This is a genomic window from Kitasatospora sp. NPDC006697, from assembly GCF_042869935.1.
Taxonomy (GTDB): Bacteria; Actinomycetota; Actinomycetes; order Streptomycetales; family Streptomycetaceae; genus Kitasatospora.
In genome coordinates this window covers 24,060-49,102 of sequence record NZ_JBIAGU010000016.1, presented here as the reverse complement: position 1 = coordinate 49,102, position 25,043 = coordinate 24,060, and the positions used below count along the sequence as shown (strand labels likewise).

General features: G+C 73.4%; 25 protein-coding genes. 14 read left to right on the top strand and 11 right to left on the bottom strand.

Translation table 11 applies throughout. The features are described 5' to 3' along the window. Positions 1–89: 89 nt before the first annotated feature. From ACFYNO_RS22415 to ACFYNO_RS22405, 3 genes are all read right to left on the bottom strand, one after another. The gene (locus tag ACFYNO_RS22415; protein WP_388015068.1) at positions 90–1,199 is read right to left on the bottom strand and encodes a lactonase family protein; all 1,110 of its coding nucleotides are present in this window, start codon (positions 1,197–1,199) and stop codon (positions 90–92) included. Positions 1,200–1,380: 181 nt separating this feature from the next. Next, positions 1,381–1,812 (bottom strand): cold-shock protein, encoded by a 432-nt coding sequence (locus ACFYNO_RS22410; RefSeq protein ID WP_388015065.1) that lies wholly within the window; start codon positions 1,810–1,812, stop codon positions 1,381–1,383. A 52-nt stretch (positions 1,813–1,864) separates the two neighbouring features. Further along, positions 1,865–2,503 carry a TetR/AcrR family transcriptional regulator gene (locus tag ACFYNO_RS22405; RefSeq protein WP_388015062.1) on the bottom strand — a complete coding sequence of 213 codons (639 nt, stop codon included), beginning with the start codon at positions 2,501–2,503 and terminating at the stop codon, positions 1,865–1,867. A 133-nt stretch (positions 2,504–2,636) separates the two neighbouring features. Between ACFYNO_RS22405 and ACFYNO_RS22400 the strand changes: the two genes are divergently transcribed. Beyond that, positions 2,637–3,611, top strand: coding sequence for a zinc-binding alcohol dehydrogenase family protein (locus ACFYNO_RS22400; RefSeq protein ID WP_388015059.1), 975 nt, complete (start codon positions 2,637–2,639; stop codon positions 3,609–3,611). Positions 3,612–3,621: 10 nt separating this feature from the next. Here ACFYNO_RS22400 and ACFYNO_RS22395 read toward each other — a convergent pair whose 3' ends face one another. After that, positions 3,622–4,014 (bottom strand): PPOX class F420-dependent oxidoreductase, encoded by a 393-nt coding sequence (locus ACFYNO_RS22395; protein ID WP_388015056.1) that lies wholly within the window; start codon positions 4,012–4,014, stop codon positions 3,622–3,624. A 239-nt stretch (positions 4,015–4,253) separates the two neighbouring features. Here ACFYNO_RS22395 and ACFYNO_RS22390 point away from each other — a divergent pair, with 239 nt between their 5' ends. Then, complete coding sequence (locus ACFYNO_RS22390; RefSeq protein ID WP_388015053.1) at positions 4,254–5,729, top strand: MFS transporter; 1,476 nt, start codon at positions 4,254–4,256, stop codon at positions 5,727–5,729. Positions 5,730–5,769: 40 nt separating this feature from the next. Here ACFYNO_RS22390 and ACFYNO_RS22385 read toward each other — a convergent pair whose 3' ends face one another. Continuing rightward, positions 5,770–6,831 (bottom strand): 2-methylisoborneol synthase, encoded by a 1,062-nt coding sequence (locus ACFYNO_RS22385; protein WP_388015050.1) that lies wholly within the window; start codon positions 6,829–6,831, stop codon positions 5,770–5,772. Between the two features lie 420 nt (positions 6,832–7,251). On the opposite strand from ACFYNO_RS22385, the gene ACFYNO_RS22380 reads away from it, so the two are divergent. Beyond that, on the top strand, positions 7,252–8,190 hold the full coding sequence (locus tag ACFYNO_RS22380; RefSeq protein WP_388015047.1) for a DMT family transporter: 939 nt from the start codon (positions 7,252–7,254) through the stop codon (positions 8,188–8,190). A 6-nt stretch (positions 8,191–8,196) separates the two neighbouring features. On the opposite strand, the gene ACFYNO_RS22375 is transcribed toward ACFYNO_RS22380, so the two are convergent. Continuing rightward, positions 8,197–9,999, bottom strand: a complete 1,803-nt coding sequence (locus ACFYNO_RS22375; RefSeq protein ID WP_388015044.1) for a B12-binding domain-containing radical SAM protein — start codon at positions 9,997–9,999, stop codon at positions 8,197–8,199. Positions 10,000–10,717: 718 nt separating this feature from the next. On the opposite strand from ACFYNO_RS22375, the gene ACFYNO_RS22370 reads away from it, so the two are divergent. The 4 genes from ACFYNO_RS22370 to ACFYNO_RS22355 all read left to right on the top strand — a co-directional run bounded on the left by ACFYNO_RS22370 (position 10,718) and on the right by ACFYNO_RS22355 (position 14,934). Continuing rightward, entirely contained in the window at positions 10,718–11,431 is a 714-nt protein-coding gene (locus ACFYNO_RS22370) for a hypothetical protein (RefSeq protein WP_388015041.1), read from the top strand. 124 nt (positions 11,432–11,555) lie between these two features. Next, positions 11,556–12,041, top strand: coding sequence for a hypothetical protein (locus ACFYNO_RS22365; protein WP_388015038.1), 486 nt, complete (start codon positions 11,556–11,558; stop codon positions 12,039–12,041). Continuing rightward, a complete protein-coding gene (locus ACFYNO_RS22360) occupies positions 12,032–13,387 on the top strand; it encodes a copper resistance CopC/CopD family protein (protein ID WP_388015035.1) in 1,356 nt (451 codons plus the stop codon). The genes ACFYNO_RS22365 and ACFYNO_RS22360 overlap by 10 nt, the downstream gene beginning before the upstream one ends. Positions 13,388–13,668: 281 nt before the next feature. Next, positions 13,669–14,934, top strand: coding sequence for an ADP-ribosylglycohydrolase family protein (locus ACFYNO_RS22355; RefSeq protein ID WP_388015032.1), 1,266 nt, complete (start codon positions 13,669–13,671; stop codon positions 14,932–14,934). A gap of 82 nt (positions 14,935–15,016) precedes the next feature. On the opposite strand, the gene ACFYNO_RS22350 is transcribed toward ACFYNO_RS22355, so the two are convergent. Then, a complete protein-coding gene (locus ACFYNO_RS22350; RefSeq protein ID WP_388015029.1) occupies positions 15,017–15,469 on the bottom strand; it encodes a hypothetical protein in 453 nt (150 codons plus the stop codon). A 263-nt stretch (positions 15,470–15,732) separates the two neighbouring features. Here ACFYNO_RS22350 and ACFYNO_RS22345 point away from each other — a divergent pair, with 263 nt between their 5' ends. Next, positions 15,733–15,933: a hypothetical protein gene (locus ACFYNO_RS22345; RefSeq protein WP_388015026.1), complete on the top strand. Its 201-nt coding sequence runs from the start codon at positions 15,733–15,735 to the stop codon at positions 15,931–15,933. A 37-nt stretch (positions 15,934–15,970) separates the two neighbouring features. On the opposite strand, the gene ACFYNO_RS22340 is transcribed toward ACFYNO_RS22345, so the two are convergent. Together ACFYNO_RS22340 and ACFYNO_RS22335 are read right to left on the bottom strand one after the other, a co-directional pair. After that, the gene (locus ACFYNO_RS22340) at positions 15,971–16,588 is read right to left on the bottom strand and encodes a phosphoribosylanthranilate isomerase (RefSeq protein WP_388015023.1); all 618 of its coding nucleotides are present in this window, start codon (positions 16,586–16,588) and stop codon (positions 15,971–15,973) included. A 17-nt stretch (positions 16,589–16,605) separates the two neighbouring features. Further along, positions 16,606–16,740, bottom strand: a complete 135-nt coding sequence (locus ACFYNO_RS22335; RefSeq protein ID WP_388015020.1) for a hypothetical protein — start codon at positions 16,738–16,740, stop codon at positions 16,606–16,608. Here ACFYNO_RS22335 and ACFYNO_RS22330 point away from each other — a divergent pair. Next, complete coding sequence (locus ACFYNO_RS22330; protein ID WP_388015017.1) at positions 16,739–17,230, top strand: hypothetical protein; 492 nt, start codon at positions 16,739–16,741, stop codon at positions 17,228–17,230. The two genes, ACFYNO_RS22335 and ACFYNO_RS22330, sit on opposite strands and share 2 nt — an antisense overlap. Positions 17,231–17,362: 132 nt before the next feature. Here ACFYNO_RS22330 and ACFYNO_RS22325 read toward each other — a convergent pair whose 3' ends face one another. Then, positions 17,363–18,703, bottom strand: a complete 1,341-nt coding sequence (locus tag ACFYNO_RS22325; protein ID WP_388015014.1) for a cysteate synthase — start codon at positions 18,701–18,703, stop codon at positions 17,363–17,365. Between the two features lie 105 nt (positions 18,704–18,808). Continuing rightward, the gene (locus tag ACFYNO_RS22320) at positions 18,809–19,024 is read right to left on the bottom strand and encodes an MbtH family protein (RefSeq protein ID WP_388015011.1); all 216 of its coding nucleotides are present in this window, start codon (positions 19,022–19,024) and stop codon (positions 18,809–18,811) included. A 432-nt stretch (positions 19,025–19,456) separates the two neighbouring features. On the opposite strand from ACFYNO_RS22320, the gene ACFYNO_RS22315 reads away from it, so the two are divergent. From ACFYNO_RS22315 to dpgD, 5 genes are all read left to right on the top strand, one after another. Beyond that, entirely contained in the window at positions 19,457–20,719 is a 1,263-nt protein-coding gene (locus ACFYNO_RS22315) for an aminotransferase class I/II-fold pyridoxal phosphate-dependent enzyme (protein WP_388015008.1), read from the top strand. 135 nt (positions 20,720–20,854) lie between these two features. Then, complete coding sequence (dpgA, locus tag ACFYNO_RS22310; RefSeq protein WP_388015005.1) at positions 20,855–22,000, top strand: 3,5-dihydroxyphenylacetyl-CoA synthase DpgA; 1,146 nt, start codon at positions 20,855–20,857, stop codon at positions 21,998–22,000. 53 nt (positions 22,001–22,053) lie between these two features. Beyond that, the gene (gene dpgB, locus ACFYNO_RS22305) at positions 22,054–22,725 is read left to right on the top strand and encodes an enoyl-CoA-hydratase DpgB (RefSeq protein ID WP_388015002.1); all 672 of its coding nucleotides are present in this window, start codon (positions 22,054–22,056) and stop codon (positions 22,723–22,725) included. Positions 22,726–22,826: 101 nt separating this feature from the next. Then, a complete protein-coding gene (gene dpgC, locus ACFYNO_RS22300) occupies positions 22,827–24,122 on the top strand; it encodes a (3,5-dihydroxyphenyl)acetyl-CoA 1,2-dioxygenase DpgC (RefSeq protein WP_388015433.1) in 1,296 nt (431 codons plus the stop codon). 40 nt (positions 24,123–24,162) lie between these two features. After that, complete coding sequence (dpgD, locus tag ACFYNO_RS22295; RefSeq protein WP_388014999.1) at positions 24,163–24,972, top strand: enoyl-CoA-hydratase DpgD; 810 nt, start codon at positions 24,163–24,165, stop codon at positions 24,970–24,972. Positions 24,973–25,043 lie beyond the last annotated feature (71 nt).

Genomic DNA, 25,043 nt, shown 5'->3' with positions numbered 1-25,043 from the left:
TCGACAAGTACGAACATGCAGGTCAGCGGTTACCTGGAGGTAAGTGTCCCCACCGCCGGCGGGCGGTGGGGACACGCTTTGGCACCCCGTCAGAGCGCCACGATCCCCTCGCCCCCCGTCGCGTCCGGGACCGTCACCGAGCCCGTGCGGGTGAGCATGCCGTCGGGGGCGATGCGGAAGGCGTCGACGGTGCCGGTGGCGCCGGTCTGGACGTAGAGCCAGTGGGCGTCGGGGGTGGTGGCGGCGTCGACGGTGCCGGGGTCGGTGGGGGTGGTGGCGAGCGGGGTGAGGGGGTCGGCGCCGAAGGTGGAGACGGTGGCGCTGCCCGCGTTGGAGACGTAGTAGTGGCCGCCCGCGGCGGCGATCCAGCAGGTGGCGGCCTGGCCGGTGGGGGACTGGGTGACCAGGGTGGCGCGGCCCGCGTGGTCGAGGGTGTAGACGGCGACCGCCTCCGGGCCGACCTCGGTGACCACCAGGCGGCCCTGGGGGTCGAAGGTGAAGCCGAACGGGACGGTGCCCGGCTCGGTGTTGACCACGGGCTGGGCGGCGGGCATGCCGTGGTGGTCCAGGGGGAAGACGTCGATGCTGTTGCCGCCGGCCTTGGTGGTGACCACCAGGCCGGAGCCGTCGGGGGTGAAGGCGACCTGGCCGGGGGTGTGGGTGAACTGCGGGGTGGCGGCGGGGTCCAGGCCCAGGCCGCGGTGGCTCTGCGGGAGCGGGTGCAGCCGGCGGTCGTCGAGGCGGAAGCCCTGCACCGAGCCGCCGTCCAGGGCGTTCAGCACGTAGACCAGGTCGCCGTGGACGGCGAGGCCGACCGGGAAGGCGCCGCCGGAGGGCAGCACCTGGCGGCGCTCCAGGCGGTCGCCGTGCACGGCGAAGACGGTGATGGTGTCACTGCCCGCGTTGACGGCGTAGAGCAGGCCGTGCGCGCGGTCGTAGGCGAGCGAGCCCTGGGAGGCGAGGTGGTCCACGGCCGAGCCGGCGAGCCGGCCGCCGTTGCCGCCGGTCGGGTAGCTGCCGAGCTGGTGGAGGGCGCGGTCGTAGGCGACCACGGTGTTGCCGTCGAGCGCGTCGGTCTGCACGAAGACCGGGTCCCAGACGCGGTGGGCGGCGGTGGCGCTCGCCGGGACGGTGCAGAGCGCGACGGCGGTCAGCGCGGCGCCGGCCAGCGCGGCGGCCCGGGCGATTCGGTTGGACATGGTGACTCCCCGATGTGGCAATGAAGTTGATGACACGTCAGCAGCCCCTGCGGGGGCGGGACGAGAGCAACGTTAAACCGCGTCCACCGCCCGGAACGGGAGGAAACGGACGCGGTGGGGGAGTCGTTCGGAGTTCGTAAGAAGTCGCCGCGGGGGTGGCGGACCGCCCCCGCGGCGGCCGTCAGCCGATCACCCAGCTGTGCTTCTTGGCGAACGGGAGCAGGCTCTCGCGGATCCTGACGATCTGCGCGCCGGTCAGCTCGGGGGCTGTCGCGAGGACGGCCTCGGTGACCTCGCGGAGGTAGTCCTCGGCGGTGAGCACGTCGCACATGCCGTCGTCCGCGTCGGTGCCACGGGCGGTGGCGGAGGCGGTGGCCGGGCGGGGCGGGGTGAGCGGCTTGCCGTCCGGGCCCTCGGCGAGGCGGACGGCGGAGGCCTTGGGGCCGCGGTCGCCGTCCTCGATCTCGAACTCCACCGCGAGGCCCGGGCGCAGGTACGCCTCCGGGATCTCCATGTCGTTCACGTGCAGGAAGACGTCCTCGCCGCCGTCCTCCGGGGTGATGAACCCGTAACCCCGCGCTCCGTCGAACCGCACCACACGACCCGCGACCATGCCAACCCCCAAACCCGGTCAGGCCCCATGCCTGAGATCACTGAGGGGAATGCTAGCCAGCGGCCGCCGTTCGCGCACCGGGGCCCGGTTGGACACCCCCGCTGACCAGCCCTTCCGCCAACTCCCGCAGCGCGTCGGCGAGTCGCTGCGCCTGGCCGGCTTCCAGCAGGTGCAGGACCGGATCGCTGTGCAGGGCGCCGAGCAGCACGTGGGCGAGCAGTTCGGCGTCCGCCGCCGGGCGCTGTTCGGCGATCAGGGCGCCGAGGTGGGCGTGCCAGGCCTCGTACACCGGGTGCTCGCCGCGCGGCGGGGCGTCGGCGGGGCGCGGGGTGGTGGAGGCGGCGTGGCCGAGGGCGGCCAGCAGGCTCTTGTTGCGGGCGACCACGGCCACCACCGCGTCCAGGAAGGCGAGCATCCGCTCCCGGGCCGGCGCGCCGGGGCCCAGCGGCGGCGGGCCGCTGCGGACCGCCTCGCCGAGGTCCAGCGCCCGCTCCTGCATCAGCGCCAGCATCAGGCCCATCCGGCTGCCGAAGCGGTGGAAGACGGTGCCCTTGCCGACGCCCGCCGCCGCCGCGACCTGCTCCATCGAGACCTGCTCGGGCCGGTGGGCGGCCAGCAGCTGCTCGGTGGCGCGCAGGATGGCGCGCCGGTTGCGGGCCGCGTCGGCGCGTTCGGGTCTGGGCTCCGGCATGGGGGCTCGTTCCTCTCGGGGTGCTGGCGACGACTGTACCCGTCCTCGTGGACAACTGGACCGGCGGTCCAGTACGGTCGCGATGCGGTGCGAAACTGACCGCTGGTCCAGTTGGTCGGGAGAGGGGATACCCATGCGACGAGTCCGCTACCACCGGTACGGCGGCCCCGAGGTGCTGACAGTGGAGGAGGCCGAGGTCCCGGAACCGGGGCCGGGGCAGGTGCTGATCCGCACCGAGGCGGTCGGCGCCAACTTCGTGGACACCAGGTTCCGCCGGGGGCCGGCCAGTGGCCCGCTCTTCCGGCGCGAGTTGCCGGCCGTGCTCACCGGCGATGTGGTGGGCGAGGTGGCGGCCGTCGGGCCGGACACGCCGGACGGGCTGACGGGCCGGCGGGTCGCCGCACTGGCCGAGGACGCGTTCGCCGAGTACGTGCTCGCGGACGCCGCCTGGCTGGCCCCGGTGCCCGACGGGCTGGAGATCGGCGCGGCCAGCATGCTGCCGATGGGCGCGCCGGTGGCGCTGGGCGCGCTGCGGCTCGGCCGGATCGCGGCGGGGGAGACGGTGCTGGTGCACGCCGCGGCAGGCGGGATCGGCCATCTGGCCGTGCAGTTGGCGAAGCTGCAGGGCGCGGGCACGGTGATCGCCACCGCCGGGTCGGCGGCCAAGCTGGACTTCGTCCGTGAGCTGGGTGCCGACGCCGCCGTGGACTACGCCGCGCCCGACTGGCCCGAGCGGGTCCGGGCGGCGGCGCCCGGCGGGGTGGACCTGGTGCTCGACTCGGTCGGCGGCGAGGTGCTGGAGCGCAGCCTGGACCTGCTGGCCCCGCTCGGCCGTGCCGTCGTCTACGGCGCCGCCACCGGGGAGCTGACCGCCGTCCCGGTGGCCAAGCTGTTCGGCCTCAGGCAGGTCGCCGGCTACTCCCTGCTCGCCTGGCGCACCGCCCGCCCCGACCTCGCCCGCGAGGACGTCGAGCGGGCGACCGCCCACTTCACCGCCGGCCGGCTGCGCACCGCCGTGCACGCCCGCGTCCCGCTCGCGGAGGCCGTCGAGGCGCACCGGATCCTGGACGCCCGGACGAACCTGGGGCGGGTGCTGCTGCTGCCCTGAGCGAGCCCGGCTACTGCTGCGTGGTGTGCGTCGGCCGGACGACCACGCGGACCCGGTAGGGCGCATCGCCCAGGCCGTCGCGCGCGATGTCGAGGGCGTAGCGCTCGGCCAGGGTGAAGAAGAAGTCGCCCTCCGGGTCCGGGTCGAAGCGCTCGACGGTGCCGCGCACCTCCAGGTAGCGGTAGGGCTGCTCGGGGTCGTTGACCGAGAGCGCGATGTGCGGGTTGGCGGCCATGTGCTTGTACTTGGCGCGCTGGGTCGAGGTGGTGAAGCTCAGGAACTCGCCGTCCCAGACGAACCAGACCGGCGTGACCTGCGGGGTGCCGTCCGCCTTCACGGTGCCGAGGTGGCCGAAGAGCGGGCGCTCCAGCAGGTCGCGGTGGCTGTCGGGGATCACGGACATGGTGCGGGCTCCTCGCCGGAGAACGGTGGCTGTCCAGGGCACCATATCAATGTATTGATGACGATCAAGCAGATTATATAAGGGCGGTTCGAGCCCGGAGTAGCCGGGTTGACGTGCTGTCACCCCTTCGGGCGCGTCCGCTGGACGGACGGCGGCGCGGATCACTAGCCTCCGCGACATCGCAGCGGAGACTGGGCGGCCCGCCGGCCGGATGCGCCCACGGGGAGAACGGCGGGCAGATGAGCGACACCCAGGCGGCCGACCCCGCGCCGCCGGCGGCGCCGAGGCCCGTGGACGGCCCGGTGCGCCACAGCGGGGCCGTGCTGGCCGTGCTGCTGGTGGCGATGTTCATGGCCCAGTTCGACTTCTTCGTGGTCAACGTGGCGGCCCCGTCGATCGCCCGGGACCTGCACGCCGGGCCGGTGCTGGTGGAACTGGTGGTGGCCGGCTACGCGTTCGCCTACGCCTCCGGGCTGATCACCGGCGGCCGGCTCGGCGACCTCTACGGGCACCGGCGGCTCTACCTGGTCGGCATGACGGCCTTCGCCCTTGCCTCGCTCTTCTGCGGACTGGCCCAGAACGCCTGGCAGTTGGTGGCGGCCCGGATGCTGCAGGGGCTGACCGGGGCGCTGATGGTGCCGCAGGTGCTGGCCACCATCACCGCCACCTTCCCGCCCGCCGAACGGCCCAGGGCGCTGGCCTGGTTCGGCGTGGTCGGCGGGCTCGGCTCGGTGACCGCCAACCTGCTGGGCGCGCTGCTCATCAACACCGGTGTGCTCGGACTGGGTTGGCGGGCGATCTTCCTGGTCAACCTGCTGGTGGCGGCCGCGGCGCTGGCCTTCGCGGTCCGGCTGCTGCCGCCCAACCGGCCGTCCCGGCGCCAAGGCCTGGACCCGGTCGGCGCGCTGGGCATCGCCTGCACGGTCGGGCTGGTGCTGGTGCCGCTCTCGGTGGGCAACACCGAGGGCTGGCCGGCCTGGTCCTGGGCCTGCCTGGCGGCGGCGCTGCCGGTCGGCGCGGCCACCCTGCGCTGGCAGCAGGCGCAGCGGGCGCGCGGCGGCAGCCCGGTGCTGGACCTGTCGCTCTTCCGGGCCCGCGGCTTCGCCGCCGGGCTGGTCGCCGGGGCCGCCTTCCTGGCCTACTTCGCCGGGTTCCTCTTCGCCTTCACCCAGTTCCTCCAGGTGGGCCGGGGCTACCCGCCGCTGCATGCCGGGCTGATCGTGGCCTGCAGCGCGGTGATGTTCTCGGCCGGTGCGCTGAGCGCCGCCCGGCTGGTGCGGCGGCACGGCCTGCGGGTGGTGGTGGCGGGCGGGCTGCTGACCGTGCTGGGGCTGGCGCTGCTGATGGTGCAGCTGACCGCCTTCGGGATCGACACGCCGACCGCCGGGCTGGTGCTCGCGGTGATGCTGATCGGCACGGGCAACGGCGCCGTGCTGCCGCAGCTGATCGGGGCCGCCATGGTGGGGGTGCGCCGGGAGCAGGCCGGGATCGGCGCGGGTGTGCTCAACACCGCTCAGCAGTTCGGCAGTTCGGCGGGGGTGTCGATCGTCGGCGCGGTCTTCTTCGGGATCGCCGGCCCCGTCCCCGCGGCCGGGGTGGTGGTCGGCGGCCAACAGCACGCGACCGCGATGGCGGTGGTGGCCGCGATCGACATCGGCCTGGTGCTGCTGGTGACCGGGGTGCTGGCGCTGAACGCGCGGGCGGCCCGGAGCTGACGGCCCGCCGAGGGAGATCCGGCGGGCCGTCAGAATCGCCTCACTCGCTGGGCAGGAAGTCCGGCAGCGTGTACCGCTTGGTGTTGGTGGCGTGCCACCAGTGGTTGCCGTCCACCCAGGCCGCCACGTCCCGCAGGAAGCGGGCGGTGAGCGGGCCGGGCAGCTCGGCCGCCGCGGCGGCGGCCTCCGCCTCGAAGCGGTGCATCACGTCGTTGTGGATCTCGATCGCCTTGAAGTAGGCGGCCTCCACCGACAGTCCCTCGTGGTGGCGGATCGCCACCGGCAGGTTGACGTGCGGGCGCGGCGAGCGCAGCTCCTTGGTGTACGAGTAGAGGTCGTTGACCAGGGTGGTGGCCAGCGCGGCCAGCGCGAAGACCCGCTGCAGCTGCGGGTGGTCGTGCAGGTCGGCCGGCAGCACGTAGCCGCCGACCGCGTCCACGATGGTCAGGCAGGGCCGGAAGCTGTTGTACTGACGGATCATCAGGTACTCGGCCACGGTCGGGACCGCGCCGTCGATCGACCAGGCGGCCTCGGCCAGGTAGCCCAGGTGCAGCCGGGCCAGGTCGTGGATCTCCCGGTTGCGGATCTGGTCGGCGGTCAGCCGGTCGAAGGCCTCCATCGCGGACTGGTAGGCACGGCAGGGCGGTTCGCTCTGCAGCCTGTCCTGCCACTGCTGCTCGTAGGGCGCCACCGAGTACGGCCGCTCCAGCGCCGAGTGGGCCATCAGCAGTCGCGAGCCCAGGCCGTGCGGCGAGCCGCCGTGGTCCTCGCAGTAGCAGTCGTCCACCGCGTTCTCGGCCACCAGCAGCTTGGCCGCCGCGTCCAGGTGCTCCAGGCCGGCAGCGGCCGGGTAGCCCAGGCAGACCGAGCGGCCGGTGCCGAAGGCGTCGAACTCGTCCTCCCACTCCGGCGGGTAGAGGTCGACCTCGTGCACCGCCCACTCCTTGACCCGGCGGTCCACCTCGGCCACCAGGGCGGGCTCGGGCTCGGCCACCTGGTGGTAGTAGATGCCCGGGATGGGGCGGACGGGCTGTTCGCCGGCCCGGGTCTGGACCCGCGTGGAGCGAGTGCCCAGTCCGGTCGGCCCGGCGGAGAAGGTCACGGTCATACGGTCCGTCCAAGGTCGGCGTCGTTCGGGCGGGAATGGCGACGGCAGCGTGGGGGCGGTGGTGGATGAGGGCTCCAAACGGTCTAGCAGCGTGCCGAAGGGCTAGTCCAGCGGCTTCGGGAACGCGTCCCGCCCGAGTCGCGCCGCACCGCTGCGGGCAACCGCTCCGCCCTGCTCAGCGCTGTCGCGCGCGGATCGGCGCGCGCCCGGCGGATGCCGTCCACACCCAGCGCGCGGCGTTCGATGAGCGCCCCCTATGCGAAAGAGCGCTCCCCGATGGCCGGCTGACCACGAACCGCCCGGAAAATGGCGGTTACCGGCGGATCCGGCGGACCAGAATGAAGGGGGCACGTCATTGTGGCCGCAGTGCGGCCCCTGACCGAGGGGCTACCGAGGATGGGGACGACGGATCGGATGCAGGCGACCAGTCAGATCGAGGCGGTGCACGCCACCGCGAGCGGCGGGGCGGCCGGGCGGCTGCGGGCCAGCGGGGTGGGCGCGCTGGCGGTGCTGCTCTGGGCGGCGCTCGCCCTCTTCACCACGCTCAGCGGCCACGTGCCGCCGTTCCAGCTGATCGCGCTCGCCTTCGCGATCGGCGGGCTGATCGGCCTGCCGCGGGCGCTGCGCGGCGGGCGGCCGACCGGCGGGGCGAGTTGGCGCCGGCTGCCCGCCGGCGCCTGGGTGCTGGGCATCGGCGGCCTCTTCGGCTACCACTTCTGCTACTTCCTCGCGCTGCGCCACGCCCCGGCCGTGCAGGCCGGCCTGATCGCCTACCTGTGGCCGCTGCTGATCGTGCTGTTCTCCGCGCTGCTTCCCGGCGAGCGGCTGCGCTGGTGGCACGCGGCGGGCGCGCTGCTCGGCCTCGGCGGCACCTTCCTGCTCGTCACCGGTGGGCAAGGGGTGCGCTTCCAGGGCCAGTTCGCGCTCGGCTACGCGGCCGCCGGGGTGTGCGCGGTGGTCTGGTCGGCCTACTCGGTGGCCAACCGCCGCTACCCGGAGGTGCCGACCGACGCGGTGGCCTTCTTCTGCCTGGCCACCGCCGGCCTGGCCGCCCTCTGCCACCTCTGCTTCGAGCACACCGTCTGGCCGCACGGCTGGCAGTGGCTCGCCGTGCTCGCGCTCGGCCTCGGGCCGGTCGGCGGCGCCTTCTACGCCTGGGACCACGGCACCAAGCACGGCGACCTGCGACTGCTGGGCACCCTCTCGTACTTCGCGCCGCTGCTCTCCACCGCGCTGCTGGTGCTGGCCGGGCGGGCCGCCGCGAGCTGGGCCACGGCGGCCGCCTGCGCGCTGATCACCGGCGGCGCGCTGCTCGCCTCGACGGACGCGCTGCGCGCGGCCCGCCGCCGGTGACGGGGCTCAGGCGTCCACCGGCCAGGTCCCGCGCCGGACCATCTCGGTGACCCGCTCGGCCCCGTTCGCCCGGACCAGCAGCTCCAGCCGCATCCGCTCGATGTCCTGCGCGCTCCACTTCTCGGTGGCCATGGTCGCCTTCTCGTGCGACCAGCCGTTGTCGTAGTGCCGCACCACGTAGTCCTTCTGGAAGTCCCACATCCTGGTGCCGGGCAGCGGAGTGACGATGAACGGGTTGGCGTAGGCCATGCCGTGGCCCATCAGGGTGACGGCGTAGTCGATGGTCTTCTCGATCTGCTCCAGCGACTCGATGTAGGGCGCGGCGCCGGGCCGGTCGGGCGGGTTGACGAAGCCGAGCATGAAGCCGCCGGTGACCTGGATGCCGTACTCGGTGAACATCTCCACGATCTCGGCGGTGGCCTGCTGGAAGGTGTTCAGCCGGGGCTTGCCGCTCTGCTCCAGGCTGTCCTCGTTGGCGCTCTCCACGGCCAGGTAGACGCTGTAGCAGCCGCCGTCGGCCATGGCCTTGATCAGCTCCCGGCAGGTCAGGCCGGACTCCATCGCGGCCAGCACGTTGCGGAAGTTGGGGTTGCGGCGCTCCCGCTCGTCCATCTGGGCGGCGAACGAGCGGCCCAGGTGCAGCAGCACCAGGTTGAACAGGCTCAGCCCGCCCTCCTCGACCCAGGGCAGGTCGTGCTTGCGCAGCAGCTTGAAGACCTCCATCGCGTACCGCGGGTCGTGCATCAAGTGGTCGTCCTCGATCAGCACTTCGGTGACGCCCTGCTTGGTGATCTCGGCCAGGTGCAGGTCGAACCAGTCGGTGCCGAGCGCCCGCCAGGGGCCGTTGACCATCGGGATGTAGCAGAAGTCGCAGCCGACGTTGCAGCCGATGGTGGAGAAGATCTGCGCCCAGGCGCCGTGGCCGCGCACCCGCTTGCCGGAGGAGTGGTAGGGCTGCTGGTACTGGCTGAGGTCGAGCAGGCCGAAGTCGGGCAGCGGCATCATGCCCAGGCGCTGCTCCAGGCCCTGGCGCTTGGGCAGGATGCGCATGTACGGGGAGGCCGCCGTGGTGCGGACGATGGCGCCGTCGGCCCGGCGGTAGGCGACCCCGGGGACGGCGTCCAGGTCGCCGTCCGGCTGGGTGAGCGCCTCCAGCAGGGCGGTGAAGGTCTGGTCGGCCTCGTTGATCACCACCTGGTCGAACGGCGAGTCCGGCACCGCGAACCGCCAGTCGCCGCTGGGGTGCGAGCCGCCGGTGACGGTGACGATGCCCGGGTCGATCTCCTTGACCAGGTCGGCCAGCGCCCGGGCGTTGCCCCACTGCACCGTGTAGATGCACTGGATGCCGACCACGTCGGGCTCGAACTCCTCGATGATGGTGCGTAGTTCGCCGTCCTCCAGGCCGTAGCGGACCAGCCGGGAGCCGCCGCCCAGGTGGACCAGGGTGCGCTCCTGCTCCCAGCCGGCGAACGGCGAGTCGACGATCTTCACCCGGTAGCCGGCCAGGATGGCGTTGGTGGCGATCCGCAGCAGCCCGATCGGGGTGCCGGCCCGCTTCATCACCTCGAAGGTGTCCAGGCCCAGTTCCTGGAACCGGCTGCCGGCCGGCGCGGGTTCGACCACCCGGGTGTAGGAGGGCACCACCAGCAGCACCCGGGGCGGCTCGCCGTTGGCGCGCCGGCGGCGGCCGGAGGCCGAGAGGCGCAGCGAAGGCTCGCCCAGGTGGTGCAGCGGCGCCCGCTGCGGCGCGCTGGAGAACTGGATCGACGGGTTCTCGATCACGACGGGGGAGGATCCGATTCGGGTCACTGACTTTCTCCATCAGCTCGAACGGCCAACAGGTCGACCGGGCCAGGGGTGGACAAGGGGCGCGATCGTTGCCGTCGATCGTCGCCGTTCCGGTGGAGCGACGGCAGTGCGCCTGGGGAGAACGGCCGATATCGTCCGATCACTGGTGGGCATTACCGCTTGTTCACCGGTTTGTGGCCCATGCCCACCAGTGCCTGTTCCGGGTGGGGCAGGGCAGTACTGCGCAGATCTGTCCGAAATGCCGCCGGGCCCCGTCTCGATGGGCGGACGTGATCTCCGGGGGGGGGGGGGGCGTCCGCCATGGAGCCGGTGTGCGGCACACTTGCGCAATCCGACGGACCGTCAGCTGTCCGGGCCGCCGATTGATCCTCGATGGATTTCAGTCCAAGTTATGGAATCCCTAAGGAACTTGTCCGGAAGCGAGGTTTCCCTGGTGAGCTGCATGCGTCCCGAGAGAGGTCTAGACCCAATGGACTAGACCTGAAAGGTTCAGACCCTTGACTCGTGCATCCGGTGGGTGCAACCGTACAGGCGGTCCCTCTGCGGGGTGTCCTGAGTCGCACCGTCTCCGCGTTCCCCCACTGCTCCGAGCCGGCGCGCAGCAAGGCAGTTCCGAGCGGCGGCGCAGCCTGCACCGCAACTCCGGCATGCCTTCCGGTACATGGCACCACCGTCGGGGGCCGTCCAAAGGCTTCGCGACCCGAAGGGATCGTCCCCCATGCAGAACCAGTCCGCCAAGAAGGGGCTCGGCGCCGCGCTCGGCACCGTTCTCCTGCTCACCGGCATCGCGGCCTTCGCCGGCGGCAGCCCGGCCAACGCCGACGCCAACAGCACCAGCGCGGTCAGCGCCGGCCCGTCGACCTACACCCAGGCCGTTCCCACCGGCGCCCCCTCGCAGTACAGCGCCCCGCTGGAGCGCTGCGCCAACGGCGTCAACTACCCGCTGAGCGGCGCCAACCCGGTGCTCAGCGAGCCGGTGACCACCCAGTTCACCAGCAACGTCGGTCTCTCCGAGTCCGTCAACTTCAGCGGCAACCAGTACTACGGCAACTGGAACTTCGTCTTCACCAACACCAGCAGCCAGACGCTCTCCACCGACTGCGCCGTGCTGGTCTTCCGCGCGCCGTCCGGCTCGGACAACCACGGCTACACCGCCACCCAGCAGTACGGCCACCCGCAGCAGGACTACCTCGAGGTGCCCCGCGGCGACGGAACGTCCTTCTACATCGCCCGGATCGACTTCCACGACGTGCCGCTGGCGCAGCGTCAGGTGGCGCCCGGCCAGTCCTTCACCTACAGCCTCGGCGGCATCCCGAGCTCGGCGATCAACCTCACCCAGATCCGCGACTCGCTGAAGTTCACCGCCGACCTGGACCTGGCCGCCAACCAGGCCCTGGTCCAGCACTACGGCACCAACCGCCTGACCAACTGATCCCGGTTCGGCTCCACGGGCCGGGCCCGGAGCGGGAGTTCCCAGCGGACCTCCGCCCCGGGCCCGGCCCTGCCCACCCCCGGGCACTCCGAACGACCCGACCAGGACAGGAAGGGAGGCACCGATGCCTCCGCTGCTGCCACGCGCCGCACTCACCCTCGCCGCCGTCTCCGCCGCCGCGTTGCTTGCCGGCTGCGGCTCCGCCGGGAGCACGGCCAGCGCGCCCACCACCCCGCCGATGCCGCAGACCTTCCAGGCCGAGGCCGTCGCCCGCCAGGAGTTCGGCCTGCTCGCCGGCGGCGGCTGGATCCAGGCCTGGTCGCTCTGGGACGCCACGAGCCAACAGGCCATCAGCGGCAACGACTTCGCCAAGCTCAACACCGAGTGCAAGCCCGCCGTCGGGATTCCGTACGTGATCGACAAGAGCACCAAGCTGGACCAGGACACCGTGCGGGTCGACTGGCACCACGGCGCCGACACCGGCAGCAACACCCTGGCCTACCAGCAGGGCAAGTGGCGCTTCACCCCCGACGCCACCGCACTCGCCGCCTACCGCACGGGCGTCGACCAGCTCGTCCAGCAGAGACAGGCCGCCGGCTCATGCCACTGAACCACCTCCACCACCCCCGCCATTCGCTCCTTTCCGCGCTGCGCCGCCTGCTGCTCACCGGCCTGCTCGCCGCCGGACTGCTGCTCGGCCTGGGCACGAGCCCCGCCGCCGCGCACGCCGGACTCCTCTCCGCCACCCCCTCCGACGGCGCCGTGCTCGCCACCGCACCCCGCCAGGTGAAGCTGGTCTTCAGCGAGGAGGTCACCCTCCGGCTCAGCAGCATCCGGGTGATCGCCCCCAACGGCCACCGGGTGGACAGCGGCCCCCCGCAGGCCGCCGGCACCACCCTCACCGTGCCGCTCGACCCCGACGGGCAGCAGGGCAGCTATGTGGTCGACTGGCGGGTCACCGCCGCCGACGACGGCCACACCACCGCCGGCGCCGTGGTCTTCTCGGTCGGCGCGCCGAGCCGCAACGCCGCCCTGGCCGGCTCCGGCAACCGCGACCGACTCACCGACGCCGCGCAGGACCTGGCCGTCTGGCTCGGCCTGGCCGGACTCGCGGCCCTGGTCGGCTGCGCCGCCGTGCGGCTGTACTGCCTGCCCGCCGACGCCGAACCCGCCGCCGAGGGGCTGCGCCGGCCCGCCTCGGCCGGGTGGACGGCGCTGCTGGCCGGCACGGTGCTGCAGCTCTTCGCCTACGGGCCCGCCAGTGAGGGGCAGTCCCTGGCCCACCTGGCCGACCGGTCGCTGCTCTCCGCGACGCTCTCCAGCCACCAGGGGCAGATGCTGGTCGCCCGGATCCTGCTGCTCGCGCTGGTCGCGGCCGTCAGCGGCCCGCTGCTGCGCCGCGGCCCGGCGGCCACCGCCTCCGCTGCCGTGCTCACCCTGCTGCTGGCGCTCACCTGGGCCGAGACCAGCCATGCGGCGGGCGGCTCACTGGTGCCGCTGGCCCTCCTGGTCACCACCCTGCACGTGGCCGCGATGGCCGTCTGGGCGGGCGGCCTGCTCGCCCTCGCGGTGCTGCACCGGCGCGGGGTCGAACTGGCCGCCACCGCCCAGCGGTTCTCCCGGCTGGCGGCGGGCTCGGTGCTGCTGCTCGCCGCCACCGGGCTCTACCAGGCCTTCCGCGAGGTCAGCAGCGCCGCCGCCCTGACCGGCACCTCCTACGGCCGGCTGCTGATCGTCAAGGCCGCACTGTTGCTCGCCGTGCTGGCCGCCGCCGCGGTGACCCGGCGGCGGTTGGCCCGCGGCAGCCGGGCGCCGGGGCGCACCGTGCTGCTCGAACTCGCCGGCGTGACGGTGATCCTGGTGGTCACCGTGCTGCTGCTGGCCACCGCGCCCGCCCGCTCCACCGGCGGCGGCGTACCGGCCGAGGCCGTCCCGGCGGCCACCGCCGGGCGTTGAGGCACGGGGCGGGCCGGGTCCACACCGCTGCGGCGGACCCGGCCCGGCCGGCTGACTGGCTCAGCTCGCTCGGCGCCGCGACCAGCAGCCGAGCAGCGGCTCGGAGATGGACGGTTCAGGCATGAACATAGGGCCTGGACAGGGTGGTTCCGGGCAAATGGAGTCCAGGTGGGGTGACTGTCCGAGCACAGGGGGCCACTGAAAGTCATACAGGTGTGACGCGAGTGGAGGGATCGATTCAGTGGTGACGCGTCGTCGAATACCGGGCATGATGGGGCCCAATGACCGAGCACTTGTTCCCGTCGACCTCTTCTTCAGCCGCTGACCACCGGATCGCGGCCACCGACTCCCTCCTCGGCCTCGCCGTCGGCGACGCCTTCGGCGCCCAGTTCTTCGTCCCCGAGAACCTGCCCGCCCTGCGTGAGCGCCGCCTCCCCGACGGGCCCTGGCCCTGGACCGACGACACCGAGATGGCCTGCTCGGTGCTGTCCGTGCTGCGCGAGGACGGGTCGGTGGACCCGGGGAAACTGGCGGGCCGCTTCGCCGAACAGCAGGACTACGGCCGGGGTTACGGCGCGGCGATGCTGGTGCTGCTGCACGGGGTGCGCAAGGGCGGCTGGTGGCGCGACCTGGCCGAGGGCCTGTTCGACGGCCAGGGCTCCTGGGGCAACGGCGCCGCGATGCGGGTCGCCCCGCTGGGCGCCTGGTTCGCGGTGGACCCGGCGGAGGCGGCCTGGCAGGCGGCGCGCTCGGCGCGGGCCACGCACACGCATCCGGAGGCGGTGGCGGGCGCGGTGGCCGTCGCGGTGGCGGCGGCGGTGGTGCGCGACGCGGTGAGTGGGCATCAGATGATCGAGGCAGCAGTCGAGTTGACGCCGCAGAGCAAGGTGCGGGACGGGGTGGCGGAGGCGCTGGAGCTGCTGGATCAGCCGTATGTGGAGCTGGCGGCACACCGGTTGGGCAACGGGCGGCTGGTGAGCGCGATCGACACCGTGCCGTTCACGCTGTGGTGCGCGGCGCGTAACCTGGACGACTACGCCGCCGCGCTCTGGGACACCGCCTCGGCGGGCGGCGACGTGGACACCACCTGCGCGATCGTCGGCGGGATCCTGGGGGCCCGGGTGGGTGCGGCGGGGATACCCGAGCAGTGGCGGGCGGCGACGGAGGTGTTGCCGCAGTGGCTGGCGAGCGGGCCGGCCGGCGGGGTGGCGGCGCGGCCGTTCGTGCAGGCGCGCGAGCTGCCGGTGCCCGAGCTGCGGTGGACGCCGGGCCAGTTGCAGCGGGTGCGGGACGGCGCGGGGGACGCGAAGTGGCAGGCGCGCTGCGAGGGGGAGCGGTTGGTGGTGAGCCGGGCGAGCGGAGAGCGGATCTTCGAGCTGCGGCTGGATGCGGGCGCCGCGTGGGTGGAGTCGAACCGGGCGGTGTACCGGCGGGGGACGGATGCGGCGGAGACGGCGACGCTGGAGCTGCTGCTCGACCGGTTCTTCGGGCACGAGCCGCGGCCGGAGCTGGCGGAGCGTCAGTTGCGGCTGCGGTACGGGGGGTAGCGGCCACCCGCTCGGGCACTCCTGCCGGGCCGCCGTCCGGACCGCCGCTCGGATCGAGCGGCGGTCCGGACGCGCTCCTGCGTTACGAGACCTGCTGGAGCGTCGCGTGGAACAGCGAGCCCGACCGGGTGCCGGTGCTGTCCGTCGAGGTCACGTAGAACTCCACGTCACCCTTCTTGAAGTCGACGACCTGGCTGACCGTCACATCGCCGGGCTCGATCCAGGAGATGAAGTACCGGGAGCCGGTCCGCACGGCCTGGTCGGGCGCGGTGAACGTTCTGCCGGGCTCGGCGCCCTTGACCGTGAGGCCGGTGACGAAGGTGCCGTCCGCCGAGAAGGTGTTGCGGTACACGGCGCCTGTGTCCACTGTCACCAGGTACGCATGCCCGGCGAACGGCGGCAGGCGGTCGCCGTCGCTGTCCGCGACCGCGCCCGGGTGGACGTCGGCGGCGGAGGCCTGGGTGACGACGAGCGTGGCGGTTCCGGCGAGGGAGAGGGCGGCGGCGGCCGCGAGCGCGACGAACTGGCGCTTCATGGGGATTCCTTCCACTGCTGATGCGGTTCATGACACGAGAGAACTCGGCGGACCAATGAGCCTGATCCGCACGGGAGTTCTTCCACGCAGGTATGGTGCTCATGCCGTAGAAGGTCAGTGAAAATCGAACGGCTATACGAACGATTGTGTACGACAGGGGGAGCAGGAGAAGCAGCGGAAGGTCCAGGGCATCGCGGGGTTCGGGGCGGCAGCGGGGGAACCCCGGTGCCTACGGCGTCGTCTTCTTCGCCAGCGGTGAGACCGTGGACGGACTGTCCTGCGGGCAGGGTCGGCTGGCGGCCCACCGGATCATGGACGTCCAAGTCGGCGGAGAGACCCGGACGTTCTACTGGTCCCCGGTGCCGTTCGACCGCGGCGGAAGGTACGCCGCCGAGGTCCGGCGCGCCGGGCAGCCGGACCACGACACGGTGCAGATCGCCGCGGATGCCACGGTCGACTGTTAGGGGCTGCGGCGAGCGGCCCGTCGAAGGCGGCCGCGGGTCAGTGGCGGGCGGGCTGCTCCGCAGACCGGGCGGCCGCCACGAAGGCATGGATCCGCGCGTGGTCCTTCACGCCCCGCGAGGACTCCACGCCGCTGGAGACGTCCACGCCCCACGGCTCGGCGGCGGCGACGGCCGCGGCCACGTTGTCCGGGGTGAGGCCGCCGGCCAGCAGCCAGGGGCCGGTGGGGCGGTGGCCGTCGAGCAGGGAGAGGTCCCAGCGGGCGCCGGAGCCGGCCACCGGGGCGTCGAGCAGCAGGAACTCCTCGCCGTAGGCGCCCACGGCGAGGTCCGTCCCGGGGGTGAGCGCGGTGGCCCGGAGCAGGCGCAGCGGGAGGCCGGCCAGCTCGTCGAAGGCCTCGCGCGGGTAGTCGCCGTGCAGCTGCAGCGCCCGGACCCCGGCGGCCAGCGCCAGGCGGCCCGCCTCCGCGGCGGGCACACCGGCGGTGACCGCGACGGTCAGGATCTCCGGGGGCACGGCGGCGGCCAGTTCGCGCGCCTCGGCGGGGTCGAGCCGGCGGGCGCTCTCGGTCAGCACGAAGCCGATCGCGTCCGCGCCCGCCTCGACCGCGGCCGCCACATCCCCGGGGGTCCGGACCCCGCACACCTTGACGAACATGGGGCCAGCCTAGTGCGTCAGTAGTGCCATCGGTTGTAGCCGCTGACCAGGCTGCAGAAGATCGCGGTGCCGTGGGCGTCGACGGTCGAGAGGCCGACGTCCTTGCCAGGGCAGAACTCGCCCGCGCGGTAGTAGTTGCCGCTCGGTGCCATGATCACTCCGGCGGGCGGGGCGGCAGCGGCGGGCGTCTGGTCCACCGGCGCCGGGGGTGCCGCCGGGGTGGCAGGCGTGGCGGGGGCCGGCGGGGGCGGGGTGGTGGCGGGCCGGTGGCTGCCGGCCGCCGGTGCGGGAGCGGCGGGGTGCGTCACCGGGGGAGCCGCGGGCGGGGTCGGCGGCGGGGCCGGCGTCGTCGCGGGGGCAGGCGGCGGCGTGGACGGAGCGGGGGCGGGCGGTGTCGGCGCCACCGCGGCGGCCGGCGGGGAGACGGGCGGCGGGGAGACGGCCGGCGGAGCGGGCGAGGAGGGCGGCGCCGAAACCGAGGGCGCGGCCGAGTGCGCCGGTGCCGTGTGCGCCGCCACCTGCCCGTGCGGCTTCTGCGTGGACCCGATCGCCGCCAGCACCAGGACCATCAGCAGGGGTATCCCGCACCCCACCCCGGCGATCTTCAGCCCCTTCCGGGACTCCGGCGGTCGCTGCGGCTGACCCCAGCCGGGCGGGACGGGAAGTGTTTTCGGCACGGTGATCCTCGGGAGACTCGGGGGGAGAGTGTGGACGTCTCGCGAGGGGTCAGCCTGGCAGCGCGGTCACCGGCCGCGCAGGGAAGTGATGATGCCGTTATCCCACCGGCACCGCGGCCCGCGGCAGCAACGCCGTCAGCGCCTGCGCCAGCTCCGCCACCCGCCCCGGCTGGTGCACCGCCGAGCGCGGCACCCGCAGGTCGGCGGGCAGCTCGGTCAGGGTGTGGTCGCGTGCGAGCCGGGCCCGGCCGCCGCCGGTGATGTTGAGCAGCACGGGGGCGGCGGGGTCGATCCGGTCCTCCCGGACCGCCTCGCGCAGGGCGGCCAGCGCCACGCCCGCGGGCGGTTCGATGTCGATGCCCTCCAACTCGCGGAACGCGTCCATGGCGGCCTTGGCGGCGGAGGCCGCCGCGGTGTAGAGCCGGCCGCGGCTCTCGGTGAGCGCGTCGCACAGGCCGCCGCGCACGTCGTAGGGCGGGCGGCGGTTGGTGAGCTCGGGGGCGAAGGCGCGGTCGGCGGCCAGCCGCTGCTCCTCCTCGCAGCCGGTCTCCCAACTGCGCTCGCCCGTGCGCCAGGCCCGGTGCACGGGGGCGAAGGCGGCGTTCTGCGCCAGGAAGAGCCGGGGCAGCGGTCCGGGGCGGCGACATCGAATCCGCACGGCCGCCTCGTGCGCGGCGATCGCCCCGGCCCCGCTGCCGATCGCCTGGGCGTAGACGGCCGGCAGCCCGCCGATCGCCTCCGCCGCCGCGAGCAGCACGGTGCCCAGGCCGTCGCGCCGACCGACGTTGCGGGTGCCGCCCTCGGGGACGAAGCCGGGCCGCGCCGCGATCGCGTCGCCGAGCGCGATGGCGTCGGCGTAGTCGGCGCACCCGCCGTCCGCGTCGCCGGTCACGGCCACCACCCGGACGTGCGGGTCGGCTCCGGTCCGGGTGCGCAGCCGGGGCAGCACCGAGGCGGGCACCACGAGCACCACCGGCACCCGGTGCCGGGCGCACAGCTCGGCGAAGGCGATCGCGGTGTTGCCCGCCGAGGTGACCACCAGCGGCCCGGCGCCCTCGGGCAGCCGGCCCAGCACGGTGGCCGCCTCCAACTCCTTGAAGCTGCCGGTCTCCAGGTCGCCGCCGCGCTCCGGCCAGTAGCCGTTGAACGCGATCCACAGCTCGCGCAGCCCGAGCGAGCCGGCCAGCCGCTCGCTGCGGAAGACGGCGCTGCCACCGGCGCCGGGCAGGGTGCGGCGCACCGGCAGCCAGTGCCGGTAGCGGAACACCCCGCTCTGCTCCGGGTCGGGCCGCAGCCCGGCCTGCCGATACTCGGTGCGCAGTAGGCCGGGCCCGTGCTCCGCGCCGCAGCCGAGGGCGAGGCCGTCGTCGGCGCGCCGCTGCCCGCAGACGGAGCACCGGAGGCGGTAGTGGTTCGCGTCGTTCGAATCGCCGTGCATGGTTGCTGGGTCAACTCTCCGGGCCCGCGGGCCCAATGCTCGGTCGTGGCGAGGGCGGTGGAGGCGGAGCGGGGCTGGCCGGCCGGGCCGGTCGCGTCCGGCGCGTCAGTCGGCGGCGGACATCGCGCGGATCAGGCTGGCCGGGCGCATGTCGGTCCAGTTCGCCTCGACGTAGTCCAGGCAGTCCTGCCGGCCGGCGGGGCCGTGCACGGTGGTCCAGCCGGCCGGCACCTCGGCGAACTGCGGCCAGAGCGAGTGCTGGTTCTCGTCGTTGACCAGCACCAGGTAGGTGCCGTCGGCGTCCTCGAACGGGTTGGTCATGGGGCGTTCCTCTCCAGGAGGGCTGCTGCCGGGCCGAAGGCCCGGCCGAGAATCCCGCCATCAACAATTGAATACGTGCGGCGGGCGAATTCCGGTTCGACCGCTGCGCGGGCCAAGGGGATCCGGGGGATCCGCCGGCATTGCCGCGGGGTCGCAATCGACGTCCAGAGGTTGGACGGCCGGGCGGAACAGCAGACTTCCGACGTGTAAACGGAGGATGAATTCACCCTTCATAGTCACGCTTCCCGCGGGATTGCGTGCTTTTGACTCGGGTTCAGTTGTCATCCGAACACTGATGTGGTTAGCCTGCAGCCGGCGAAGTACCCGACGGAAGTAGCCCGGAACAACTCGGAACAGTCCGAGCAATCAGCAAGAAGGACGACCGTGGTGAACGGCCGAGCCGCCCAGCATGCGGTCACGGAACTTGAACTGATGAATCTTCACGATTCGCTGACATCGCCGGTCAGCGAATCGATGAACTTCCTGAACGAGATTGCCCACCGGTATCCGGACGCCATTTCACTGGCCGCCGGCCGCCCGTTCGAGGGCTTCTTCGACCTGGACGACGTCCCGCGCTACCTCCAGCTCCACCGGCAGTACCTGATGGGCCGTCACGGCGGCGACGAGACCGCCGTGCGGCGCACCCTGCTGCAGTACGGCCGCACCAAGGGCATCATCCACGAGCTGATCGCCGAGCACCTCCGGGTGGACGAGGGCATCACCGCCGACCCGGAACACCTGGTCGTCACGGTCGGCTGCCAGGAGGCGCTCTACCTGGTGCTGCGCGCGCTGCGCCGCACCGAGCGGGACGCGCTGCTGGCCGTCGCACCCTGCTACGTGGGCGTGCACGGGGCCGCCGGCCTGGTCGACATGCCGGTGCTGCCGGTCGCCGAGTCGCCCGAGCGCGGCATCGACCCGGCCGACCTGCGGGCCCGGTTGGCCCAGGCCCGGGCCGAGGGCCTGACGCCGCGGGCCTGCTACCTGGTGCCCGACTTCGCCAACCCGAGCGGCGTCCGGCTCGACCTTGAAACCCGCCGTGAGCTGCTGGAACTCGCCGAGGCCGAGGACCTGCTGCTGCTCGAGGACAACCCCTACGGCCTGTTCGGCACACCCGGCGGGCCGCCCACCCTGAAGGCGCTGGACCGCCGGGCGCGCGTCGTCCACCTGGGCTCCTTCGCCAAGACCGGCCTGCCCGGGGCCCGGGTCGGCTACGTGCTGGCCGATCAGGAGGTGGCCGGCGGCGTCCTCGCCGACCAACTCGCCAAGCTCAAGAGCATGCTGACGGTCAACACCTCGCCGATCGCCCAGTCCGTGATCGGCGGCAAGCTGCTCGCCAACGACTTCAGCCTGCGGGCCGCCAACACCCGCGAGCGCGAGGTCTACGCGCGCAACCTGTCCCAGGTGCTGGACGGGCTGCGCGAACGGTTCGCCGGAGAACCGGGGATCGGCTGGAACACCCCGGCCGGCGGCTTCTTCCTGCTGCTCCGGGTGCCGTTCGCGGCCGGTGACGAGCTCCTGGAGCGGTGCGCCGAGGAGTTCCGGGTGCTCTGGACGCCCGTGCACCACTTCTACGCCGACGCCCGGCCGCGCCCGGTAATGCGGCTCTCCTTCAGCCACCTCCAGCCGGAGGAAATCGACGAGGCATTGAACCGGCTGGCCGAGTTCATCCGTTACTGCATCCGCCGCATCGATTGAGAGTCCCACCGATTGAGAGTCCCACCGATTGAGAGCCCCACCGACTGAGAGCCCCACCGACTGAGAGAAATGGCCGATGGAATCCTGCACGCCGCTCCTGCGGAGCAAACCGAGAAGCTGGGGCTGGACCTACCGATGACGACCACACTGAACCGATCGCCCGCGAATTCCGTTACGGAGTCCCCGGACCTCGCCGACCGCCCGGGCGGTGCGCCCGCGGGCCAGGCCCGGATCGTCGGGGTCGGCACCGCCACCCCCGAGAATTCGTACTCGCAGCAGGAAATCCTGGACATCTTCGGCATCCGGGACCCGCGGGTGCGCTCCGTCTTCCTCAACAGCGCCATCGACCGCCGCTACCTCACCCTGCCGCCCGAAGGCCCCGACGGCACCCGGGTGATGGAGGTGCAGGGCGAACTCCTCGCCAAGCACAAGGCGCAGGCTGTGGACATGGGCGTGCGCGCCGTGCAGGAGTGCCTGAAGGAGAGCGGCGCCGACCTCGCCGACATCGGCTACCTCTGCTGCGTCACCACCACCGGGTTCCTCACCCCCGGCCTGAGCGCCCTGATCATCCGCGAACTCGGCGTCGACCCGCACACCAGCCGCCTCGACGTGGTCGGCATGGGCTGCAACGCCGGGCTGAACGCGCTGAACGCCGTCAACGGCTGGGCCGTCGTCCACCCGGGCCGACTGGCCGTCATGGTCTGCGCGGAGGCCTGCTCCGCCGCCTACGTCTTCGACGGCACCATGCGCACCTCGGTGGTGAACAGCCTCTTCGGCGACGGCGCCGCCGCCCTCGGCGTGCTCGCCGGCCGGCCCGCGCTGCCGCTGCCCGCCGCCCGCGGGCCCCGACTGCTCAAGTTCGCCAGCTACATCATCACCGACGCGCTCGAGGCGATGCGCTACGACTGGGACTCCGACCAGGACCGGTTCAGCTTCTACCTCGACCCCGAGGTGCCCTACGTGGTCGGCGCGCACGCTGAACTCGTGGTCGACCGGCTCCTCGAGGGCACCGGGCTGCGCCGCAGCGACATCACCCAGTGGCTGGTGCACTCCGGCGGCAAGAAGGTGATCGACGCCGTCGGCGTCAACCTCGGACTGACCCGGCACGACGTCCGCCACACCACCAGCGTGCTGCGCGACTACGGCAACCTGTCCAGCGGCTCGTTCCTCTTCTCCTACCAGCGGCTGCTCGAGGAGCAGGTGGCCCGCCCCGGCGACCACACCGTGCTGATGACCATGGGCCCCGGCTCCACCATCGAGACCGCGCTGGCCCGCTGGTGACCGCCCGCCCGACCGGACCCTCCGCCCGCCCCACGCACGAAGGCGCACCGACCATGCCCTCCTCCCCGCAGCAGCTCACCCTCGACGGCAGCCGGCCGCTCACCCTGGACACCGTGCAGGCGCTCAACGCGTTCTGCGATGCCGCCGAGGACGCCGCGCACGGCGGCGACCCGGCCGAGCCGCTGGTGCTGCGGCTGAACGGCGCGCCGGCCGGTCCGGCCGCGCCCGTGCTCGCCGTGGTCAACAAGTGGGAGCGCGCGGTGCGCCGGCTGGAGCGCCTGGAGCGGCCCACCGTCGCCCTCGCCACCGGCACCGTCGGCGGCACCGCGCTGGACGTGCTGCTCGCCACCGACTACCGGATCGGCGGCACCGGTACCCGGCTGCTGCCCGCCGCCGCCGTCGACGGCGTCTGGCCCGGCATGGCGCTCTACCGGCTCACCAACCAGGCCGGCGTCACCGCCGCCCGGCGCGCCGTGCTCTTCGGCACCGCCATCGAGGCCGGCCAGGCCCTCGCGCTGCACCTGCTGGACCAGCTCGCCGACGACCCGGCCGCCGTGCTGCCCGCGGCGGCCCGGGCGCTCGCGGCGGCCGGCGGCAGCGGCGTCGGCATCCGGCGCCAGCTGATGCTGGACGCCAGCACCACCAGCTTCGAGGAGGCGCTGGGCCGCCACCTGGCCGCCTGCGACCGGGTGCTGCGCCAGGGCACCCTGGAGGTCGGGGCGTGACGCCCGGCACCGGCTCCCGGGACGCGGCACCCGGCACCGGCCTGCGGGACGCGGCGCTCGGCACCGGCCTGCGGGACGCGGCGCCCGGAGGCGACCGCGCGGTGGTGCGGCTCAGTGGCGACCTGGACGCCGACCGCCGGGCGCTCGCCGCGGCCGCCGAGCGCGCCGAGGCCGAACTCGCCGTGCTGCCCGAGCCCGCCGGGCGCGGCGACGGGCAGCGCGAGCGCGCCACCGCCGTGCACGACGGAATCCGCACCCTGCGCGCCGAGTTCCTGCACCTGCACGTGGAGGCCGTGTACCGGCGGCTGACCGCCTCCGGCACCCGGGCGCTGCGGCTGCCCGAGCTGGTCGCCGCGGCCGCCGCCGAGGTGCCGGGACTGCTGCCCGGCGCCGAGCAGTTGGCCGCCGAGCGGGGCCGGCCGCAGGCCGCCAAGGAGGGTCGGGAGATCGACCAGGGCCTCTTCCTGCGGGCCGTGCTGCGCTCCCCGGTGGCCGGCACCCACCTGGTCGAGTCGATGGCCCGCCCCACCGAGCGCGCCCTCGGCCTGCTGGACGAGTTCCGCCGCACCGGCGAACTCGACCTGGGCTCCGTCACGCTGGTCCGCACCGGCGCGGCCGCCCGGATCACCATGGTCCGCACCGACTGCCTCAACGCCGAGGACAACCGGCAGGTCGAGGACATGGAGACCGCCGTCGACCTGGCGCTGCTCGACCCCGAGGTGCGGGTCTGCCTGCTGCGCGGCGGCGAGATGACCCACCCGCGCTACCGGGGCCGCCGGGTGTTCAGCGCCGGCATCAACCTCAAGAGCCTGCACAGCGGCGAGATCTCGCTGGTGGACTTCCTGCTGCGGCGCGAACTCGGCTACCTCAACAAGATCCTGCGCGGCCTGCGGGTGGACCACCCCGGCGCCTGGCACACGCCGGTGGTGGAGAAGCCCTGGGTGGCCGCCGTGGACACCTTCGCGATCGGCGGCGGCGCCCAACTCCTCATGGTCTTCGACCGGGTGATCGCCGCGACCGACTCCTTCGTGAGCCTGCCCGCCGCCCAGGAGGGCATCGTCCCGGGAGCGGGCAACCTGCGGCTCGGCGGACTGGCCGGCGGCCGCACCGCCCGCCAGGTGATCCTCTGGGGCCGCCGGCTGCACGCCACCGAGCCCGACGCCCGGCACCTGATCGACGAGGCCGTCGAACCCGACCGGATGGACCAGGCGGTGGAGGAGGCGCTGGCCCGGCTGGACAGCCCCGCCGTGGTCGCCAACCGCCGGATGCTCCACCTCGCCGAGGAGCCGCCGGAGCAGTACCGGGCCTATCTGGCCGAGTTCGCGATGCAGCAGGCGCTCCGGCTGTACAGCGCGGACGTGATCGGCAAGGTCGGACGCTTCACCAAAGCGAACTGACGGATCGTCAAGTACCAGGTATCGAGGAGTCAGGAACGCCATGGAACTCGCCGACCTCACCCGGGTGCGCTACGAGAAGCGCGGCCGGGTCGCCCACGTCACCCTCGACCGGCCCGACCGGCGCAACGCCATGGACCTGCGGATGCACGAGGAACTCGCGTGCGTCTGGGACGACTTCGAGGCCGACGACGAGCTGTGGCTGGCCGTGCTCACCGGCGCCGGCGAGCACGCCTTCTCGGCCGGCCAGGACCTCAGGGAACTGGCCGGCCGGATCGCCGACGGCAGCAATACCCCCGCCACCTTCGGCAGCCACGGCAAGCCCGGCTACCCCCGGCTCACCGAGCGGTTCGAGCTGGCCAAGCCGGTGATCGCCCGGGTCAACGGCCACGCCTTCGGCGGCGGCTTCGAACTCGCCCTCGCCTGCGACGTGATCGTGGCCGCCGACACCGCCACCTTCGCGCTGCCCGAGGCCAGGCTCGGCCTGATCGCCGGCGCCGGCGGCGTCTTCCGGCTCACCCGGCAGGCCCCGCCCCGGATCGCCCTCGGCCACCTGATCAGCGGCCGCCCGATGACCGCCGCCCGGGCCTACGAACTCGGCCTGGTCAACGAGGTGGTGCCACCCGAGCAGCTGGACGAGTGCGTGGCCGGCTGGGTCGCGGACATCCTGCGCTGCGCCCCGCTGGCCGTCCGGGCCGTCAAGGAGGCCGCCGCCGCGGCCGCCACCATGCCCCTGCAGCAGGCCTTCCGGACCCGATTCCCCTGGGAGGAGCGCCGGATGCACAGCGCCGATGCGGAGGAAGGCCCGCGGGCCTTCGTCGAGGAGCGCGACCCGGTCTGGCAGGCCCGCTGACCAGGCCGACCGCCTTAGTTGAAGTACCCCCCCGAGCAAAGCCGCCGCCGCGCCCGCGGCACCGCTAGACG

Bases quoted from the DNA above. Each gene is read 5' to 3' on its own strand.
- ACFYNO_RS22415 (WP_388015068.1), bottom strand. From the start codon at position 1,199: ATGTCCAACCGAATCGCCCGGGCCGCCGCGCTGGCCGGCGCCGCGCTG.
- ACFYNO_RS22410 (WP_388015065.1), bottom strand. From the start codon at position 1,812: ATGGTCGCGGGTCGTGTGGTGCGGTTCGACGGAGCGCGGGGTTACGGG.
- ACFYNO_RS22405 (WP_388015062.1), bottom strand. From the start codon at position 2,503: ATGCCGGAGCCCAGACCCGAACGCGCCGACGCGGCCCGCAACCGGCGC.
- ACFYNO_RS22400 (WP_388015059.1), top strand. From the start codon at position 2,637: ATGCGACGAGTCCGCTACCACCGGTACGGCGGCCCCGAGGTGCTGACA.
- ACFYNO_RS22395 (WP_388015056.1), bottom strand. From the start codon at position 4,014: ATGTCCGTGATCCCCGACAGCCACCGCGACCTGCTGGAGCGCCCGCTC.
- ACFYNO_RS22390 (WP_388015053.1), top strand. From the start codon at position 4,254: ATGAGCGACACCCAGGCGGCCGACCCCGCGCCGCCGGCGGCGCCGAGG.
- ACFYNO_RS22380 (WP_388015047.1), top strand. From the start codon at position 7,252: ATGCAGGCGACCAGTCAGATCGAGGCGGTGCACGCCACCGCGAGCGGC.
- ACFYNO_RS22370 (WP_388015041.1), top strand. From the start codon at position 10,718: ATGCAGAACCAGTCCGCCAAGAAGGGGCTCGGCGCCGCGCTCGGCACC.
- ACFYNO_RS22365 (WP_388015038.1), top strand. From the start codon at position 11,556: ATGCCTCCGCTGCTGCCACGCGCCGCACTCACCCTCGCCGCCGTCTCC.
- ACFYNO_RS22360 (WP_388015035.1), top strand. From the start codon at position 12,032: ATGCCACTGAACCACCTCCACCACCCCCGCCATTCGCTCCTTTCCGCG.
- ACFYNO_RS22355 (WP_388015032.1), top strand. From the start codon at position 13,669: ATGACCGAGCACTTGTTCCCGTCGACCTCTTCTTCAGCCGCTGACCAC.
- ACFYNO_RS22350 (WP_388015029.1), bottom strand. From the start codon at position 15,469: ATGAAGCGCCAGTTCGTCGCGCTCGCGGCCGCCGCCGCCCTCTCCCTC.
- ACFYNO_RS22340 (WP_388015023.1), bottom strand. From the start codon at position 16,588: ATGTTCGTCAAGGTGTGCGGGGTCCGGACCCCCGGGGATGTGGCGGCC.
- ACFYNO_RS22330 (WP_388015017.1), top strand. From the start codon at position 16,739: ATGATCACTCCGGCGGGCGGGGCGGCAGCGGCGGGCGTCTGGTCCACC.
- ACFYNO_RS22335 (WP_388015020.1), bottom strand. From the start codon at position 16,740: ATGGCACCGAGCGGCAACTACTACCGCGCGGGCGAGTTCTGCCCTGGC.
- ACFYNO_RS22325 (WP_388015014.1), bottom strand. From the start codon at position 18,703: ATGCACGGCGATTCGAACGACGCGAACCACTACCGCCTCCGGTGCTCC.
- ACFYNO_RS22320 (WP_388015011.1), bottom strand. From the start codon at position 19,024: ATGACCAACCCGTTCGAGGACGCCGACGGCACCTACCTGGTGCTGGTC.
- ACFYNO_RS22315 (WP_388015008.1), top strand. From the start codon at position 19,457: ATGAATCTTCACGATTCGCTGACATCGCCGGTCAGCGAATCGATGAAC.
- dpgA (WP_388015005.1), top strand. From the start codon at position 20,855: ATGACGACCACACTGAACCGATCGCCCGCGAATTCCGTTACGGAGTCC.
- dpgB (WP_388015002.1), top strand. From the start codon at position 22,054: ATGCCCTCCTCCCCGCAGCAGCTCACCCTCGACGGCAGCCGGCCGCTC.
- dpgD (WP_388014999.1), top strand. From the start codon at position 24,163: ATGGAACTCGCCGACCTCACCCGGGTGCGCTACGAGAAGCGCGGCCGG.